Source organism: Candidatus Arsenophonus nilaparvatae (assembly GCF_045346035.1).
GTDB classification, from domain to species: domain Bacteria; phylum Pseudomonadota; class Gammaproteobacteria; order Enterobacterales; family Enterobacteriaceae; genus Arsenophonus; species Arsenophonus nilaparvatae.
In genome coordinates this window covers 1,292,298-1,308,256 of record NZ_CP158507.1, presented here as the reverse complement: position 1 = coordinate 1,308,256, position 15,959 = coordinate 1,292,298, and the positions used below count along the sequence as shown (strand labels likewise).

At 32.8% G+C, this 15,959-nt stretch carries 14 protein-coding genes; 6 read left to right on the top strand and 8 right to left on the bottom strand.

The window, feature by feature from the left end:
* Nucleotides 1-5 precede the first annotated feature (5 nt).
* The 3 genes from WH390_RS06345 to manA form a co-directional block, all read right to left on the bottom strand.
* Complete coding sequence (locus tag WH390_RS06345; RefSeq protein WP_032115022.1) at nt 6-452, bottom strand: hypothetical protein; 447 nt, start codon at nt 450-452, stop codon at nt 6-8.
* 72 nt (nt 453-524) lie between these two features.
* Nucleotides 525-2,117 (bottom strand): YdgA family protein, encoded by a 1,593-nt coding sequence (locus WH390_RS06340; RefSeq protein ID WP_052044834.1) that lies wholly within the window; start codon nt 2,115-2,117, stop codon nt 525-527.
* Between the two features lie 89 nt (nt 2,118-2,206).
* Nucleotides 2,207-3,382 carry a mannose-6-phosphate isomerase gene (gene manA / locus WH390_RS06335; RefSeq protein ID WP_032115023.1) on the bottom strand — a complete coding sequence of 392 codons (1,176 nt, stop codon included), beginning with the start codon at nt 3,380-3,382 and terminating at the stop codon, nt 2,207-2,209.
* 168 nt (nt 3,383-3,550) lie between these two features.
* Here manA and fumC point away from each other — a divergent pair, with 168 nt between their 5' ends.
* A complete protein-coding gene (gene fumC, locus WH390_RS06330) occupies nt 3,551-4,948 on the top strand; it encodes a class II fumarate hydratase (protein ID WP_334472107.1) in 1,398 nt (465 codons plus the stop codon).
* Between the two features lie 52 nt (nt 4,949-5,000).
* Here the strand turns inward: fumC and tus are convergent, their stop codons facing one another.
* Nucleotides 5,001-5,921 carry a DNA replication terminus site-binding protein gene (gene tus / locus WH390_RS06325; protein WP_032115024.1) on the bottom strand — a complete coding sequence of 307 codons (921 nt, stop codon included), beginning with the start codon at nt 5,919-5,921 and terminating at the stop codon, nt 5,001-5,003.
* Nucleotides 5,922-6,110: 189 nt separating this feature from the next.
* On the opposite strand from tus, the gene WH390_RS06320 reads away from it, so the two are divergent.
* Nucleotides 6,111-7,568 carry a PhoPQ-activated protein PqaA family protein gene (locus WH390_RS06320; protein ID WP_032115025.1) on the top strand — a complete coding sequence of 486 codons (1,458 nt, stop codon included), beginning with the start codon at nt 6,111-6,113 and terminating at the stop codon, nt 7,566-7,568.
* Nucleotides 7,569-7,653: 85 nt separating this feature from the next.
* Here WH390_RS06320 and WH390_RS06315 read toward each other — a convergent pair whose 3' ends face one another.
* On the bottom strand, nt 7,654-8,886 hold the full coding sequence (locus tag WH390_RS06315) for an MFS transporter (protein ID WP_032115026.1): 1,233 nt from the start codon (nt 8,884-8,886) through the stop codon (nt 7,654-7,656).
* Nucleotides 8,887-9,442: 556 nt separating this feature from the next.
* Here WH390_RS06315 and WH390_RS06310 point away from each other — a divergent pair.
* From WH390_RS06310 to bioD, 3 genes are all read left to right on the top strand, one after another.
* On the top strand, nt 9,443-10,780 hold the full coding sequence (locus tag WH390_RS06310; RefSeq protein WP_052044835.1) for a DASS family sodium-coupled anion symporter: 1,338 nt from the start codon (nt 9,443-9,445) through the stop codon (nt 10,778-10,780).
* 220 nt (nt 10,781-11,000) lie between these two features.
* Nucleotides 11,001-12,212, top strand: coding sequence for an ROK family protein (locus WH390_RS06305; RefSeq protein ID WP_032115049.1), 1,212 nt, complete (start codon nt 11,001-11,003; stop codon nt 12,210-12,212).
* Between the two features lie 112 nt (nt 12,213-12,324).
* Entirely contained in the window at nt 12,325-13,005 is a 681-nt protein-coding gene (gene bioD, locus WH390_RS06300; RefSeq protein WP_032115027.1) for a dethiobiotin synthase, read from the top strand.
* A 47-nt stretch (nt 13,006-13,052) separates the two neighbouring features.
* Here the strand turns inward: bioD and WH390_RS06295 are convergent, their stop codons facing one another.
* The 3 genes from WH390_RS06295 to ydfG all read right to left on the bottom strand — a co-directional run bounded on the left by WH390_RS06295 (nt 13,053) and on the right by ydfG (nt 14,482).
* Complete coding sequence (locus WH390_RS06295; RefSeq protein ID WP_032115028.1) at nt 13,053-13,298, bottom strand: DUF1161 domain-containing protein; 246 nt, start codon at nt 13,296-13,298, stop codon at nt 13,053-13,055.
* Between the two features lie 28 nt (nt 13,299-13,326).
* Complete coding sequence (locus WH390_RS06290; protein WP_032115029.1) at nt 13,327-13,644, bottom strand: DUF1283 domain-containing protein; 318 nt, start codon at nt 13,642-13,644, stop codon at nt 13,327-13,329.
* 82 nt (nt 13,645-13,726) lie between these two features.
* Complete coding sequence (gene ydfG / locus WH390_RS06285; RefSeq protein ID WP_032115030.1) at nt 13,727-14,482, bottom strand: bifunctional NADP-dependent 3-hydroxy acid dehydrogenase/3-hydroxypropionate dehydrogenase YdfG; 756 nt, start codon at nt 14,480-14,482, stop codon at nt 13,727-13,729.
* 266 nt (nt 14,483-14,748) lie between these two features.
* Here ydfG and WH390_RS06280 point away from each other — a divergent pair, with 266 nt between their 5' ends.
* Entirely contained in the window at nt 14,749-15,507 is a 759-nt protein-coding gene (locus WH390_RS06280) for a CDP-diacylglycerol diphosphatase (protein ID WP_032115031.1), read from the top strand.
* Nucleotides 15,508-15,959 lie beyond the last annotated feature (452 nt).

Below are 15,959 nucleotides of genomic sequence, written 5' to 3'. Positions count from 1 at the left end.
TCAGCTTATTTAATTGATGATACATAGCCATTTAATTTAACTCTCTCATTTTGTGTCTTTTCTTCACATTGCATTTGCTTAACTTGTAGTAGTTTTTGGCTCAATAGAAAGGGGCAAACAGGTAAAGACAAGCTTTCAGTTGAATGTAAGTTTTTTGGCGATCCTTGTAGGGCGACACTTTCTATCGTGGAATTATATTCCTGATTAAGTCGTGAAGTGAGATGATAATTCTTTATTTGAATTGAACTGTCAAGATTTAAACGTAACATGAGTTGGTGATAAAATTTAGCCTTACTTGAATCAATTTTAGTTGAAATATGAATATTATTTTTTACAAAACAGTTTTTTATTTTTTTTATTTTACTAATTAATGAGTTTGTTTTTAGCTGATTATGTTGTTGGCTAGGTTTTATTAAAGGTCGATCTTTTATGATATTAATTTTATTCAACATAGAAACCCTCAGTATTAAAAATTGATACAAAAGAGCCAGTATCTTAACTGGCTTTTGTCATTTTACTAAGGTTTAATTTGATTGCGGGGTAGTTTTCGGCGCTGTTACAGGCTGAGACGATGGATTGTCCATCAAGCCAATATTAATTAAAAACTCAACTAATTTAAATGATTGATTATTCATCTTTAGTTCGTCACCGGAGTAATGAATATTCATCGTCATATTATCTTTGGTTACCAGCATCCATGGCAAAATTGGTCTATCTTCATTCAATTGTGCTTTTTTCTCATCACTGAGGAAGTATTCTGTTGGTGAAGTAAAGACATTTTGCTTAGCTGAACTTTCAAATTCACTAATTTGTGCAGTTGCTTTCTGACTAAATAATGTTTTTTGTTCCGGGGTGGTTACTTTATCATCTGAGCCTAGTATTTCTGTTTGGGTAAGCATTTCTATCAACATCGGTTTTGATAAATTAACATTGATATTAAAATGATTGAATAGTGCTTTAATGACCTGATCGTATTGGTTATTTTGGCTATAAACAGAGAGTTGATTCAATGTCCAAGGCTTCATATCGATATCTATTTTGATATCGCTTTGACCGGCACTATTTTTCCAATAAAAAGGTTCGATGACAATTCTCGGACTATTCTTCAACAAGCTAGGTAAGTTCTCAACTAATAACTGGGCGAAAATAGTATCTGCATTATAAAGAGGGTTGCCATTTGCTAAGTTGTGAGCAATTTCATCATTATAACTTTTTAGGAAATTACCAAACGCTTTAGCATCCATTCTTTCGATTAATAAAGTAAGTTCTCCAGAACCTAAGTTTTGTTCTTTAGCGATAAGATCATTAATGCTATAAGAAATTTTACCGTCAATGCTATCGTCTTTTAGTACAGAATCTAAGTTAATAGCAAAATTTTTAAATGAAAATTTAATGTCATCGCTATTAAAATTAATATCGGAAATATTAAGCGTCTGTTTGCCGGAGTAGAAATTAAACGGAGTCAGTGATAAATCACTTTGGATATTGAGCCCTTTAAGGATCATGCTTTCCGTTTTCTCTTTATTGCCGATAACAAAATTATCACTAACAACGGAAATTTTTATATCTTTAAGATCGGTATTGCCCACATAATTAATTGCACCACCGCTAAACGTTATATTTTTTCCATAAGGATTACCGTCTAGTGGACTTAAATTTAAATTTGCATCTAGGCCTTTATTAAAACCGACGTCAACATCACCAGTTATGAATGCTTGCTCCTGAGTATATTTGAATAGTTCTTCAGTGGTTTCATTTTTAACCAGTTCAATAGTGGTTGAGGCTAATCTTGGTAACAGATTAAATTTAACTATTTTGTTAATAGGAAAGGGGCCATGAAAGATTTTTGTGGCAAACTTAACAATGGTATTTTTTCTTTCGCTGTTCTCTTTTATATCAATAACGATGTCTGCGTTAGAAGTGAAAATTCCTCGCTGATAATTTTCTGTTTTAACATTAATACCAGCTTCTGGTGCATTATTTTTTAGTGTGGTATTAGTACGTTCAATGAAAGTATCAAACTCTCCCTCAATTTTTTTTCCGGTATACCAAGAGCCAATTGTCCAAATTACGGCAACAATTACAATGACACCTACAGCTACTAACGATTTCTTCATATATCCATCCCTTAAGGATTTTAGCGGGTAAAAGTGATCAAATTTAATAAAATATATTATATACAGCTTTGCATGTATTTTAATTTTTGCTAATAATTAAAAACTCTGGCCAGTTTACCTTTTCCATTAAGCATAATTTGTCTTTCGGATGCAGATATAAATATGGATTCCCCAGATAGGATCTCGGCAGTTTGATTTTCTGAGGTGATAGATATCTTACCTTCAATACAAAATAAAATCGTGGCAGAATTGTTTGCTATCGTAGTCAATTGATTATCAATTAGATATAAGGAAAAAGCAAAATCATCTACCGGAATAGGATAACAAAATTCATTATTATGTATATTCGGTTGTAGCAATAATGTGTCGCAGGGTTTGGCAATGAAATCTAAATTAGCCAGTAATTCAGCAATATCGATATGTTTGTTAGTTAATCCCGCGCGCAGTACATTGTCAGAATTGGCCATTACTTCTAAACCAACACCTTCAATATAAGCATGCGGCGTTCTGGCATAGAGAAACATCGCTTTACCTGGTTGTAATTCAATAATATTCAGTAACAATGGTGCAAATAATCCATTATCTTCAGGGTATAATGGCAACATTTTTTCTATCGTGTTCCAAGGTTCCCCTTTTTCTTGCTGTAGAACAGATTTTAAGGCTACAAGTAGCGGCTGCTTTTCTTTTGTTGTCAGGCTTAACAAATGTTTAAAAAGTTGTGCCAGTTGAGTTTCTGTTGGGGTCTTTAAAAATAGTTGAATAACTGGTGAAGCTTCGGCAATCGGCAGTAATAAATTAGTGATCTCCTTTAAAGGGCGAAATGAATTAAGCGCTTTGAAAGGTGTTAAAGCATAAATCAATTCAGGCTTATGATTATCGTCTTTATAATTACGATTAGGGCAATCGAGCGCAATTCCTGCTGCGTTTTCACGCTTAAACCCAACTTCGGCAGCGATTTTATCTGGGTGTACCTGGATTGAAAGTGGTTGAGCCGCGCAGAGCACTTTGAATAAAAAAGGTAATCGATGAAATTTTTGAGCAATTTTTTCACCGAGATAATAGCTTGGATCGGTTGCGATTAGTTTATCTAACGATATTTTTTGCTGGCTATTTAAATCTTCAACCATAGAGCTGGCTTTAGGATGTGCTCCCATCCATAATTCAGCCATCGGTAAATGCTGAGGATTTTTGATATGGTAAAGCTTTGTTAGGGCATCTTTACTACCCCAATCATAGTGTTGAATTTTATTGATCATTTTAAACATATAATACTGCTCTTAGTTGATAAAAATTTATTTTTAACTGTAATGCAATAAACTCGCTTATCTCTCACATTTTAAATTAAAAATAGTGCATGATTTCAAGTACAATCAGTTTATCTGCAAAGATGGATTATGCATATCCAATTATTTTATGCTAAGGAGATAATAATAATGTCAGAATATCGCATTGAAAAAGACTCAATGGGTGAAATTAAAGTCCCAGCAGATAGGCTATGGGGCGCTCAAACGCAACGTTCGCTGCAACATTTCCATATCTCAGTGGAAAAAATGCCTGTTGCCTTGATCCATGCATTGGCATTAACTAAAAAAGCAGCAGCTGAAGTAAATAGCGATTTAGGTTTGATAGCAAAGGATAAGGCTAATGCTATTATCGCCGCAGCTGATGAAGTCTTAGCGGATAAGCATATGGCTGAATTTCCATTAGCAGTCTGGCAGACCGGCTCTGGTACGCAAACTAACATGAATATAAATGAAGTATTGGCAAACAGAGCGAGTGAAATTTTAGGTGGGAAAAGAGGCCAGCAGCGCTTAATTCACCCGAATGATGATGTAAATAAAAGCCAGAGTTCTAATGATGTATTTCCTACTGCAATGCATGTAGCTGCTGTTATTGCTTTACATCAACATCTGTTACCTAGATTAAAAGAACTACAAACTACTTTTAAGCAAAAATCTGATGCCTTTAATGATATTGTCAAAATTGGCCGTACGCATCTTCAAGATGCAACACCATTAACGTTAGGCCAAGAAATATCAGGGTGGGGAGCAATGCTAGCTCATAATGTCCGCCATATCGAAGAGAGTATTCCGCATCTATCTGAACTGGCATTAGGCGGAACGGCGGTAGGTACCGGTTTAAATACCCATCCTGAATATGCCATTAAAGTTGCCAGTAAAATTGCAAAATTATCCGGCCTACCATTTGTCACTGCGCCTAATAAATTTGAATCTTTAGCTACTTGTGATGCTTTAGTTCATGCCCATGGTGCTTTAAAAGGTTTAGCAGCTTCATTAATGAAAATTGCTAATGATGTAAGGTGGTTAGCATCAGGTCCGCGTTGTGGCATTGGTGAAATTATGATCCCAGAAAATGAACCTGGTAGTTCGATAATGCCAGGAAAAGTTAATCCGACGCAGTGTGAAGCTTTAACTATGCTTTGTGCTCAAGTTATGGGGAATGATGTTGCTATTAATATTGGTGGAGCATCAGGTAATTTTGAACTCAATGTTTTCCGCCCTATGATTATTGATAATTTTTTACAATCAATTCGTTTATTGGCAGATGGTATGCTTAGTTTTAATGATCATTGCGCTAAAGGTATTGAGCCTAATCGTCAACGGATAGATAAATTATTACATGAATCATTAATGCTAGTTACTGCACTAAATACGCATATTGGTTATGATAAAGCCGCTGAAATTGCTAAAAAAGCACATAAAGAAGGGTTGACGCTGAAGCAAGCAGCATTAAAACTGGCTTATTTAACAGCCGAAGAGTTTGATAGTTGGGTGCGACCTGAAAATATGGTTGGTAGTATGAAAAAGTAGTTTTATATTTATAAGTAAAGAAAACCGAGTTAATAACCTCGGTTTTCTTTACTTAGATTTCTTGATAAAGATGTAATCGAGCAATAATTAATTTTAGTTTTTTATTTTTTGGCTTATGTTTTATTTTTATATTATTAATATCATAGTCAGTAAGCGTACCTAATTTTGTCAAATGGTTTGTATCACTACTAAATGATAACAGTGGAAGAGGGCAAGCGTATTGTACTTGTTGTTTTTCATTCGCGTACCAAACTCTGGCAATCGGCTGAACTTTTACGGGGCGTTGTATTTTTAATATGGCAGCATTAGAGATGCTATTTAAGTCCTGGATCTCTTTTTCAATTAAAGTACGCCATTGTTGTTTAGTATATGCCGACATTGCTTTTTCAGATTGATAGTTTTTATGTAATCGCTCAAGTATTTGCTCTTTTGTTACTTTATTGACGATATTTTTATTGGCCCAGCCAAAATTAATGCTACTAGGTGACTCAACATAATTGATTTTACGATAGGCATTGAGAGTAATTAAGCCATGTAATTGTTGGTGAATAAATTCAAATCGTTGTTCTTTTTTTATCCCCGATTGATGAGTGACAATATTTTTTAATTCTGTTTTTAACTTATTAATTGTTTCCATTTGCTGTTTTATGCCTAAATAATTTTCTACTGAAAGATTAAAACATAGGGCACCAGGTAGCCTTATTGCAGTTTTATTACTAATGTGTTGCGGGCTATCATGAATAAATAATCGATTGTAGTTTGTTAATGCTAAGTTTAAGGCAGCTTTTCCTGTCAAAGTACTAATTGCTATTTGGTTAATATCATTATTTTCTTCTCCTTTCTTGGTTTCAGGTAATTTAAATACAATAGCTGAGGTTAGAGATAAGGTATTAAGTTCAGTTAAAAAACAAGCTAGTTCAGCTTTCAATAAATCAAAACATTTTGATAATTTATATCTTGCATCATATTTCATATAAAAGTCTCAATTTAGTTACAACATGCTTTTTATTCTAATCATAATAGCACCTAACCTACTAAGAAAAAATAAAATTTCTACAGGATAGATAAAATCAAAAGGTAGGATTTGCCTTAACTCACATATTTGATTTAATGCTGACCTTAAATTAACAAAGTAGTACATCTTGTTCTCAAAAGGTAATTAATGAAACTTATAAAACTATTTTTTACTCTTTTCATTTGTTTTTGTACTAAAAGAGTTGCCTCAAATATGCAACATTCGATATCACCAGCAAATTTTTTTCAGTTTTCAAATATTATTATCTATTATCAACAATTATTAGCTTCCAATCCGTTAAAATATTCTATATATGGGCAGGAGAAAATAGGCGACATAGAACTTATAAAATACAAAATGGTGTCTCAAGAGTGGTCACCTGAAAAACTAGTTTCCCCACAAACATGGCGTCATAATCTTGATATATACATTCCTACAATACCGAAACCTAAATATGCTCTTATTATAATAAATAGTGGAGCTAGTTATAATAATAAGAATTTTTCACCAGATTTTAATAAAAAAATGCTGATTGATATTGCTGAAAAAACTAATGTTATTGTTATTTCAATTAATAATATCGTAAATAACTATGTCATATCGAATGATGACAATAAATTTCTTAATGAAAATGATCAGCAATATGATTTTATTGCCCGGAACTGGTCGTTATTTATGAATAATCCTGAAAGAAGGGTATTACCATTAGATATACCTATGACTGCCGTTGTTTCACAAACTATTCGGTTTACTAAACAAGAATTAAAAAAATGGAACATCAAAAAATTTATTGTTTCTGGTGTGTCAGCTCAAGGATGTACTGCATGGTTAGCATCTATTGCCAATCCTGACATAGCTGCCATCGTTCCTTTTGCCAATGATGGCCTTAATACAGACAAAATGCTAAAACATGTATATCGGAGTTATGGTAAAAATTGGCCGTTCTCATTTCTTCCTTTTTATAATCAAAAAATTGATCAGATGATCGGCTCATATCGTTTTTCAAAGCTAATGCAAATAGTTGATCCTCTACAATATCTTAATTCAGATCATCAAAATCGACTTAGCATACCAAAATATATTATTAATGCTAGCAGTGATGACTTTTATACCCCAGATAACTCTCGTTTTTATTACGATAAATTACCTGGTACTAAATCGTTAAGGATTATACCAAATACCAACCATATTAATATATTAGCTTTTACTGTACCTTCTTTAATATCATTTGTTAATCGCTTAAATAGAAATGTACCTTTACCAAAATTAAGTACCTGCATTTTTAAAAATAAACTTACTGTTCACTTTTCAGAAAAACCAGTCAAAATTACTCGTTGGATAGCCAAAAATCCCGTTGCCAGAGATTTTCGCTACTCATGTGGTATCAGGTATTTACCATCATCAATTAAAATTGGCACCGGTGAAAATATAACGGTAGCCATCAATACAAAAATAATGGGTTGGCAAGCTACTTATATTGAAGCTATTTTTAGTGACGGTTATGTTGCTACAACACAGGTATATATTACGCCTGATGATAAATTTCCAGTAACTGCACCTCCGGCAAAAAACTCAAGCTGCCAAACTTTACCTGGGCGAATATAGTATGGATATTAAATTTAATTAGTACTGATCTAAATAAAAGTCTTAATTAAAGCACAAGATTTTGTGTTTAATTAAGACCAGCAGTTTATATTTTCCTTAATTTGATACTAATAATTAATCCTAGAGATGTTAAAAATATAATAAAACCAATAATTCCATTCCATTTCCAATTACTCCAAAATATACCACCTAATGTACCGGCGATGCTGGATCCGCCATAATAGCTGAACAAATACCATGAAGATGCCTGAGCTTTTGCTCGCTTTGCACGTTTCCCAATCCAGCTACTGACAATAGCATGAGCCGCAAAAAAACCTACCGTCATAATCACCATGCCCAATAAAATAAGTAAAATTGGAGAGAAAAAAGTAATCGCGATACCAATAAACATTAAACAAATTGCAATAAATAAAATATCTGAATAGTTATACTTTAATGCTAAAAATCCCGCTTTAGAAGCACTATAGGTACCGGCTAAAAAGATAAAAGCTAATAGACCAATCATAGTCTGGCTAAAATTATAAGGAGCTTCCAATAATCGATAACCTATATAATTATAAAGGGTTATAAAACTTCCCATAATGATAAAACCAATCATAAATAAAAAAGGCAATCCCTTATCTCTAAGATGCACTCTAAAATTAATCCATAGGAAAAGTGGACGGACTGAAGAAGCTCTAAAATGTTGTGAAGGCGGTAATAAGCGCCAAAAGATAATCGCGGCAATAAACGCAAACAAACTGAATACAATGGTTGCTATCCGCCAAGAAAAATGATCAGTTAAAATACCGGTAATTAAGCGTCCACTCATACCACCTATAGAGTTACCACTAATATATAATCCCATAGAAAGTGCTAAATAATTGGGATGAATTTCCTCACTGAGGTAAGTCATGGCAACTGCTGCAACACCACTTAAAGCAAATCCAACTAATGCTCTGGTTAATAAAATACCATCCCAACTTTGCATAAAAGCACTGATAAAGGTAAAAATAGCTGCGCTTAGTAAAGAGATCACCATAATATTCTTGCGGCCTAGTGCATCGGAAAGAGGGCCAGTTACTAGTAATCCTAATGCGAGGAGGCCAGTGCAAAGTGAAAGTGACATGCTAGATTGAGCAGGTGATATTTTAAATTCACTTGATAAAATGGGTAGTATTGGTTGCACAAAATAGAGTAAAGCAAAAGTCGATAATCCCACCATAAAGAATGACAAAGTCACCCGTATATAAAGTGCATCACGATATTTTATATGATGCTGAAAATTATCCTTTTGGCAACCAACGTTCTCTTTGTTATCTTGTTGAGATATTTTCATCTAATACCTGATAATTATTCACTAATAATTGATACCAGAATAAATAAAACGGCATATTTTGTCCAATATATAAATTGAATAAGCTTATTAAAAATAACAACATAAAAAACCCGATGTTATTTAACTTAATAAAACTCAATTAAAATAACTGGTAAAGTTTTTATTGAATACTATTTTTCTTCTGTTTTCTTATATATTTACTAATTAATTTTAAAATAAGCCATTGAGTTAATGACTTTGAATGAAATTTAATTAATCGTCATCATAAAATACCTAGATATTTGTCATTTTTTAATCATCAAAAACAATTTATTAGCCATTTAATTAAAATGTGCTAAAAATATTTAACTAAGCATAAGTAAAATTCTCTATATTCAGATACTTTAATTTTTATTATTATTTTTTCTATAAATTTCTTATTTATTTTTATATTAAAAGATATACATTAAAATCTTAACATTCTAAAACTTTTACTGCGCTATTATACTATTGATGAAAATAGAACTGAGCAGAAGGAAGGAGCAGTTATGGCGAGTAAAATAACCAGTCAAGTAAAATGGTTACTATTTTTGTAGCAACTATTGCTTCGATTGTTGCTAAAGTATTACCCATTGGCGCAATTGGCCTAATTGGAATTACCATTTTTGCTCTTAGTCACGCCGCTGGAGATGAAAGTGCAAGTGATGCCATTATGACTGCACTAAGTGAACTTAATAGTAGTTTAATTTGGCTTATCGTAATTGCTTTTATGATTGCTAGAGGTTTTATTAAAACCGGCTTAGGCAAACGAATTGCATTACAGATGATCCGACTATTAGGCAAAAGAACGCTAGGATTGGCATATGGTCTGGCGGTGGCTGATTTAATTTTATCTCCTGCGATGCCAAGTAACACTGCACGCTGTGGGGGTGTTATTTATCCGATCGCTGATTCATTGGCACGTAGTTTTGACTCCCATCCAGAAAATGAATCACGCCGTAAAATAGGAACTTTTCTGATCACTTGTATCGGCAATATTAATGATATTACCGCGGCAATGTTTATGACTGCTTATACTGGTAACTTACTCGCTGTCAAACTCGCCGCCAACGCAGGTGTTACCTTAACCTGGGGTAGCTGGTTATTAGCAGCTATTGTTCCTTGCCTGATCTCATTCATTATTATTCCATTATTAATCTATTGGTTAGTTCGGCCAACTATTCGTCATACTCCAGATGCACCTAAAATTGCACATGATGAATTAAAAAAAATGGGGCCAGTAACACGTAATGAATGGTTAATGTTAGCTACGGTATTGCTGCTACTTATACTATGGATATTTGGTGATATATTAGGAATTGATCCCACAACCGCTTCTTTTACTGGTTTATCTGTATTACTACTTACCGGGGTATTAACTTGGGAAGATGTAAAAAAAGAAAAAGATGCTTGGGATACACTTATCTGGTTTGCTGCGCTATTAATGATGGCCAATGAACTAAAAATTCTGGGATTTACAACTTGGTTTGGCAATCTTATTGGTGACAGTCTTAGTCATAGCATGCAAGATACTAATTGGGTTATTATTTTATTAATGCTTAATGCCGCCTATCTTTATATTCACTATTTCTTTGCCAGCGGTAATGCTCAAATAGCTGCACTATATGCCGTCTTCTTAGGAGTCGGTATCAATTTAGGTATTCCGACTGTTCCAACGGCATTGATGCTTGCCTTTTCTAGCAGCCTTTATTGCTCTTTAACTCAATATTCTCATGCTCGTGGACCTATTCTTTTTGGCGCAGGTTATGTACCAACAGGTGTATGGTGGAAGGTTGGCTTTATTATTAGTTTAGTCAATCAGGCTATTTTCCTTACAATTGGTCTATTATGGTGGAAAGCTGTAGGTTTTTATTAGAATAATATTTATTTATGGCATAAAAACTTATACTTTATGCCATAAATTGCAGCCCAAAATAGCACTACACACGATTAAGATAATTGCTATCAATAGTCGTTTCTATAAGATGTTTTTTTTATAACTGCACTCCAGATCACAAAATATAAGCCCAAATTCACATATAAAAAAAATGCTCTTCATAATTGCAGTTGGTTTTAATAAATTGAGTGAAGTTTATATGAATGAGCAAGTAGGGCATACTGTTCAAATAAAACAGATCAACTTAAAGCTTGTCTATCGACTTATCGATCAACTTGGATCTATTTCTAGAATTTCCTTGGCAAAAAAAGCTCAACTAGCGCCAGCGAGTATCACAAAAATTACCAGAGAACTTATCAATGCACACTTAATAAAGGAGGTTGAATTTCCTGATTTAGGTTTTAGAGGAAGACCAATAACTGGCTTAGAAATTGTTAGCCAAGGTTGGCAATTTTTATGTGTTAGAATTGATAAGGGTTCATTAATTTTATCGCTATATGAACTCAATAATAAGCTTTTACATGAAGATATTACCGAGCTAATTGCTAACGATAATCATTCATTTAACGAGCAGTTATTAACAAAAATCGAATATTTTTTTACCTGTTATCAAGGCTGTTTAGAGCGGTTGGTAGCAATTAGTGTAATTACTAATGCTATTATTAATTCAATCGACGGCATTATAGTTAGCTCACCGTATTACAATATTAAAAATTTTCCACTAAAAGAACGATTAGAAGCTCGCATTGGTTTACCTATTTATTTACAAAGCTGTACTACTGCCTGGACTATGAGTGAATTTTTTTCCGGTGCATCTAAGTATAGAAAAAACATTATTCAAATTGTGATTGATGATCATATTAACGCTTGTATCATTACCAAAGGGAGTATTCTAGCTTTAGGTAATAGTCATGCGATTGAAATTGGTCATATTAATATCAATTTTGCGGGTTTAGATTGCTATTGTGGTAATCAAGGCTGTTTGGAAACCCATATTGCGATCCCACAAATATTAAAAAAAGCGCAATCCATCGCTAAACAATATCCCGATTCTAGCCTTAATAAAGAAAAAATCTCTATTAATGATTTTTGTCAGGCTATTAATCTAGAAGATCCAATTGCTGTTAATACTCTTGAAAAAGTAGGGCGACAAATCGGTAATACCCTTGCTGTAATGGTTAATATTTTCAATCCCCAATTAATTTTAATTGGCTCACCGTTAAACGAGGTAAAAAATCAGCTATTTCCTGTCATTAGCAAACAAATTCGACAAAAATCCTTACCCTGTTACCAAAATAATGTATCCCTAGTAGCAACTAAATTTAATAATGAAGGAACAATATTGGCGACCGCTATTATTAAAGATGCCTTATATAATGGTTCTCTGCTGGCTAAATTAATGGCGGGATAAAATTTAACAAATGCTAATTAAGTAAAAAATTGAGCTAACGCAATCTTCTAAAAATTACAATATCTTAAACTCCATCAAAATTTCTTAATCTATTATAGATAGGATTTAAGATATGTTGACAAGTTTATTTATAACTGGAACAAATACCAATGTAGGTAAAACAATTGCTACCCGTGCCTTATTACAATCACTTAATGATAACTCGAGTAGTGCAATAGGTTATAAACCTATTATAAAAACAAAATTTCAAGAGACGTCAGTCCTGGATGAAATTAACAAATTTACTAGTACTATTTCACAATCATCACCAATTTCGCTAACTGCTAATGAAATAAATCCGGTGATCATTCAAAATAGCCATGAAAAAGAACTTGTTATTGATTTTAATCAAATTAATAAAAAAATAACTATTCTAAAGCAAAAAGCCAATTATATTCTTATTGAAGGTTGTGGAGGCTGGCGCCACTTAGTGAATTCGCAAACGTTTTATTCCGACTGGGTTATCCAACAGGAAATGCCAGTTATTTTAGTTGTTGGCATTCAACCCGGTTGTATTAACCATGCTGTTTTAACAGCGCATGCTATTATTCAAGACGGCGTTAGTTTAGTTGGATGGATAGCCAATCGTATTAATCCTGGATTAACATGTTATGCGCAAATCATTAATAGGTTACAGTGTCACATACCGGCGCCTAAACTAGGGGAAATCCCTTATTTATTACGGCCGGAAGAACGGGATTTATCAGAGTATATGGATAAAAAGCTTATAAAAAACATAATAAGAGGCTGCTAGTACTAAAGAAAAGGGTGCATCCAATGTCACCCTTAATCATTTAAGTACTACTGATGCAGTAAACGGGTATAAACAATTTTAAATTTATCATTCTGACAATGACCAACAACCTCATCTTTTGTGACGTCTATTTGTTCAGTTGGTACAATTTCTAGTTTAAATGCATCCAAGGAAACGCCATTTTTAACTATTTTTTCTGAAATATTTTTCTTAACATCGTCACAAGATGACGCTAATGCCATCCTTGGTACCGCAAAACATAGCAATAAGCTTAATAAAAATATCTTTTTCATGTCCATTCCCTTAATGTTTAACGCGTATTTAAGGACGTATAGGTTGCCCTGTATTACTGTCCAAACAACGCTTAGTCTTAGATTCCCAATAAGCATTTAATTTACCGCTTTTATAGCAAGCTTCACTTTCATTATCTGCTTTATCAGATTTATCAAACTGCCTTTCTGCCCGCTGATTGACTTTTTTGCGTAACGATTTTGTTGCATTCCATTGTTCACTCTGTTCACGCGCTTGTTCTTTTGTTAAGGCACTATTACCATCGTGAAGAAATAATTCTACCGCAGAAACAGCTCCACTACACAAATAACAAGCCAATAAGGCTAATATCGATATACTTTTAGACATAATTTACCACCTTCTTGTTAGTACAAAAATATTTACCCAGGTTAAAGAGAGCTATATTATAACAAAATATATTTAAAAATTATCAATTATCATTATAAAATTCTTTATCTACGCTTAAACCAGCAAAAGATTGGCAAACAGGCATCATTTCTAAAATATTAACATTGACATGAACAGGTAAAGTTGAAACCCATAAAACTGCCTCAGCGATATCCTCTGCTGTTAAGGCCTCGGCGCCTTTATAAGTCTCAGATACTTTTTCTACATTACCTTTAAACCGTATATAAGAGAATTCTGTTCCAGATACCAAACCTGGCTCAATATCCGTTACCCTTATTTTTTTACCTTGCAAATCAGCTCGCAAATTTAAAGAAAATTGTTTCACAAATGCTTTAGTGGCACCATAAACATTTCCTCCCTTATATGGCCAGTTAGCCGCAATAGAACCAATGTTGATGATATGACCATGGTTGGCCGCCACCATTCCTGGTAATATTGCGCGGGTCATATGAACTAATCCTTTTACATTGGTATCAATCATAATATCCCAGTCATCTGTATCAGCCATTTCAGCCGTATCTAAGCCTAAAGCCAGCCCGGCATTATTTACCAGTACATCAATTTTTTTGAAATTTAAGTTGTTCACTACATCATTAATAGCTTGCTTATCCCTTATATCTAGCAGGATAGGGTGAAAATTTTTTCCTAGCTGTTGATGCAATTTTTTTAACCTTTCTTCCCGTCGACCTGTACCAATTACAATGTGGCCATTAGCAATGAATTTTTTCGTTATTGCTTCGCCGAAACCCGCAGTAACGCCAGTGATAAAAATTATCATTATTAACCTTCTTTTGTTATCTTGATTCTAATTAGACGTAAGTAAAAAACCTCACATAAAAAGAGTCAAGAGATATCTTTTAAACATGCGAACTACTCAATAAAGTTATATTCCGTCAAAAAAGAAAAACATTTAGAACATTAAATTAACAAATAGATAGAATAAACTTATACATACCTTATACTAGCTGAGTAAAAAATGCAGATAGCCACTAAATCAATCATTCTAAAATGCTTTCAAGGAAAATTTTTATAATAGGATTTTTTATGAAAAAAACTATCAAATTACTGCTCAAGATATTTTTTGCTTTACTCTTATCAATATTAATTTATTTTGCCTATTTAAAAATAAACAGTGATAAGTTATGGCAAACTATTAATCAACAATGTATTCCTGAGTTTAAAAATGGCAGCTTACAATCGCCATGTATCAAAGTTGATCAACAACACCGATATGTTATTTATAAGGATATAAAGGGGCCATTACATGATTTATTATTACCATTAGACAAAATCTCTGGCATTGAAAGTCCTATTTTGCAACAAAAAAACACAGAAAATTATTTCATGTTAGCATGGCAAAATCGGCAGCTATTTATTAAATCAGCAAATAAACCCATTAACGAGCAATATCTTTCTCTCGCTATAAACTCAAAATATGGTCGATCACAAGAACAATTGCATATTCATTTAGCCTGTTTAAAAGCTGAAGTGTATCAAATAATAAAAGAAAATGAAGATACTATAACCAAAAGCTGGCGGCCATTAAAACAAAGAATCAATAGTCATCAATACATAGCTATTAAAATTCCCGCGGCGGACATAAATAAAATATCACCATTTAATTATCTAGAAAAATATGCCGAAGAGCAGGGTGATAATATTGCCTATTATGGCTTAGCGATGATACCAAGCTCGCAAAAAAATGAATTTATTTTGTTGGCGAGCCGATTAAAACTGCTCGATTTTAATCTTGGATCAGCGGGTACAATTCAAGATTATCAATGTAAATTAAGCAATAATTAAAGCTATTCTATTCTTAAACATTAACAAAAAAGTGGCTAAAGTAATATATAATTAGTCGCTTTTAATATGCTATTAATATAAATTATCATTTAAAATAGTTATCGAATTCATTATATCACTACAACAAAATAACGCTTATATTGTTATCAAAATAGTAACGGTTCATGTTTTATAGTTTTAAAAAATTAACTTGAACAATAAAATAATAATTTATAAATTTGCATCTCAGAATAAAAGTATAAAAATTATAACATAAGTCAATATTTTTGACCGAAGATGCATTGCAATATACTGAAACTAACTAATATAATGAATAATGATTAATTTTGTTGCAATTTAGCTATTTTATAATAGACAAAAAAATGTTATTTATTTTCTCACAATAACAATCCGAGAGCATAAAAAGTGATTTAATTTAAAAATCAATCTACGTGACATTTTAATCAACCATC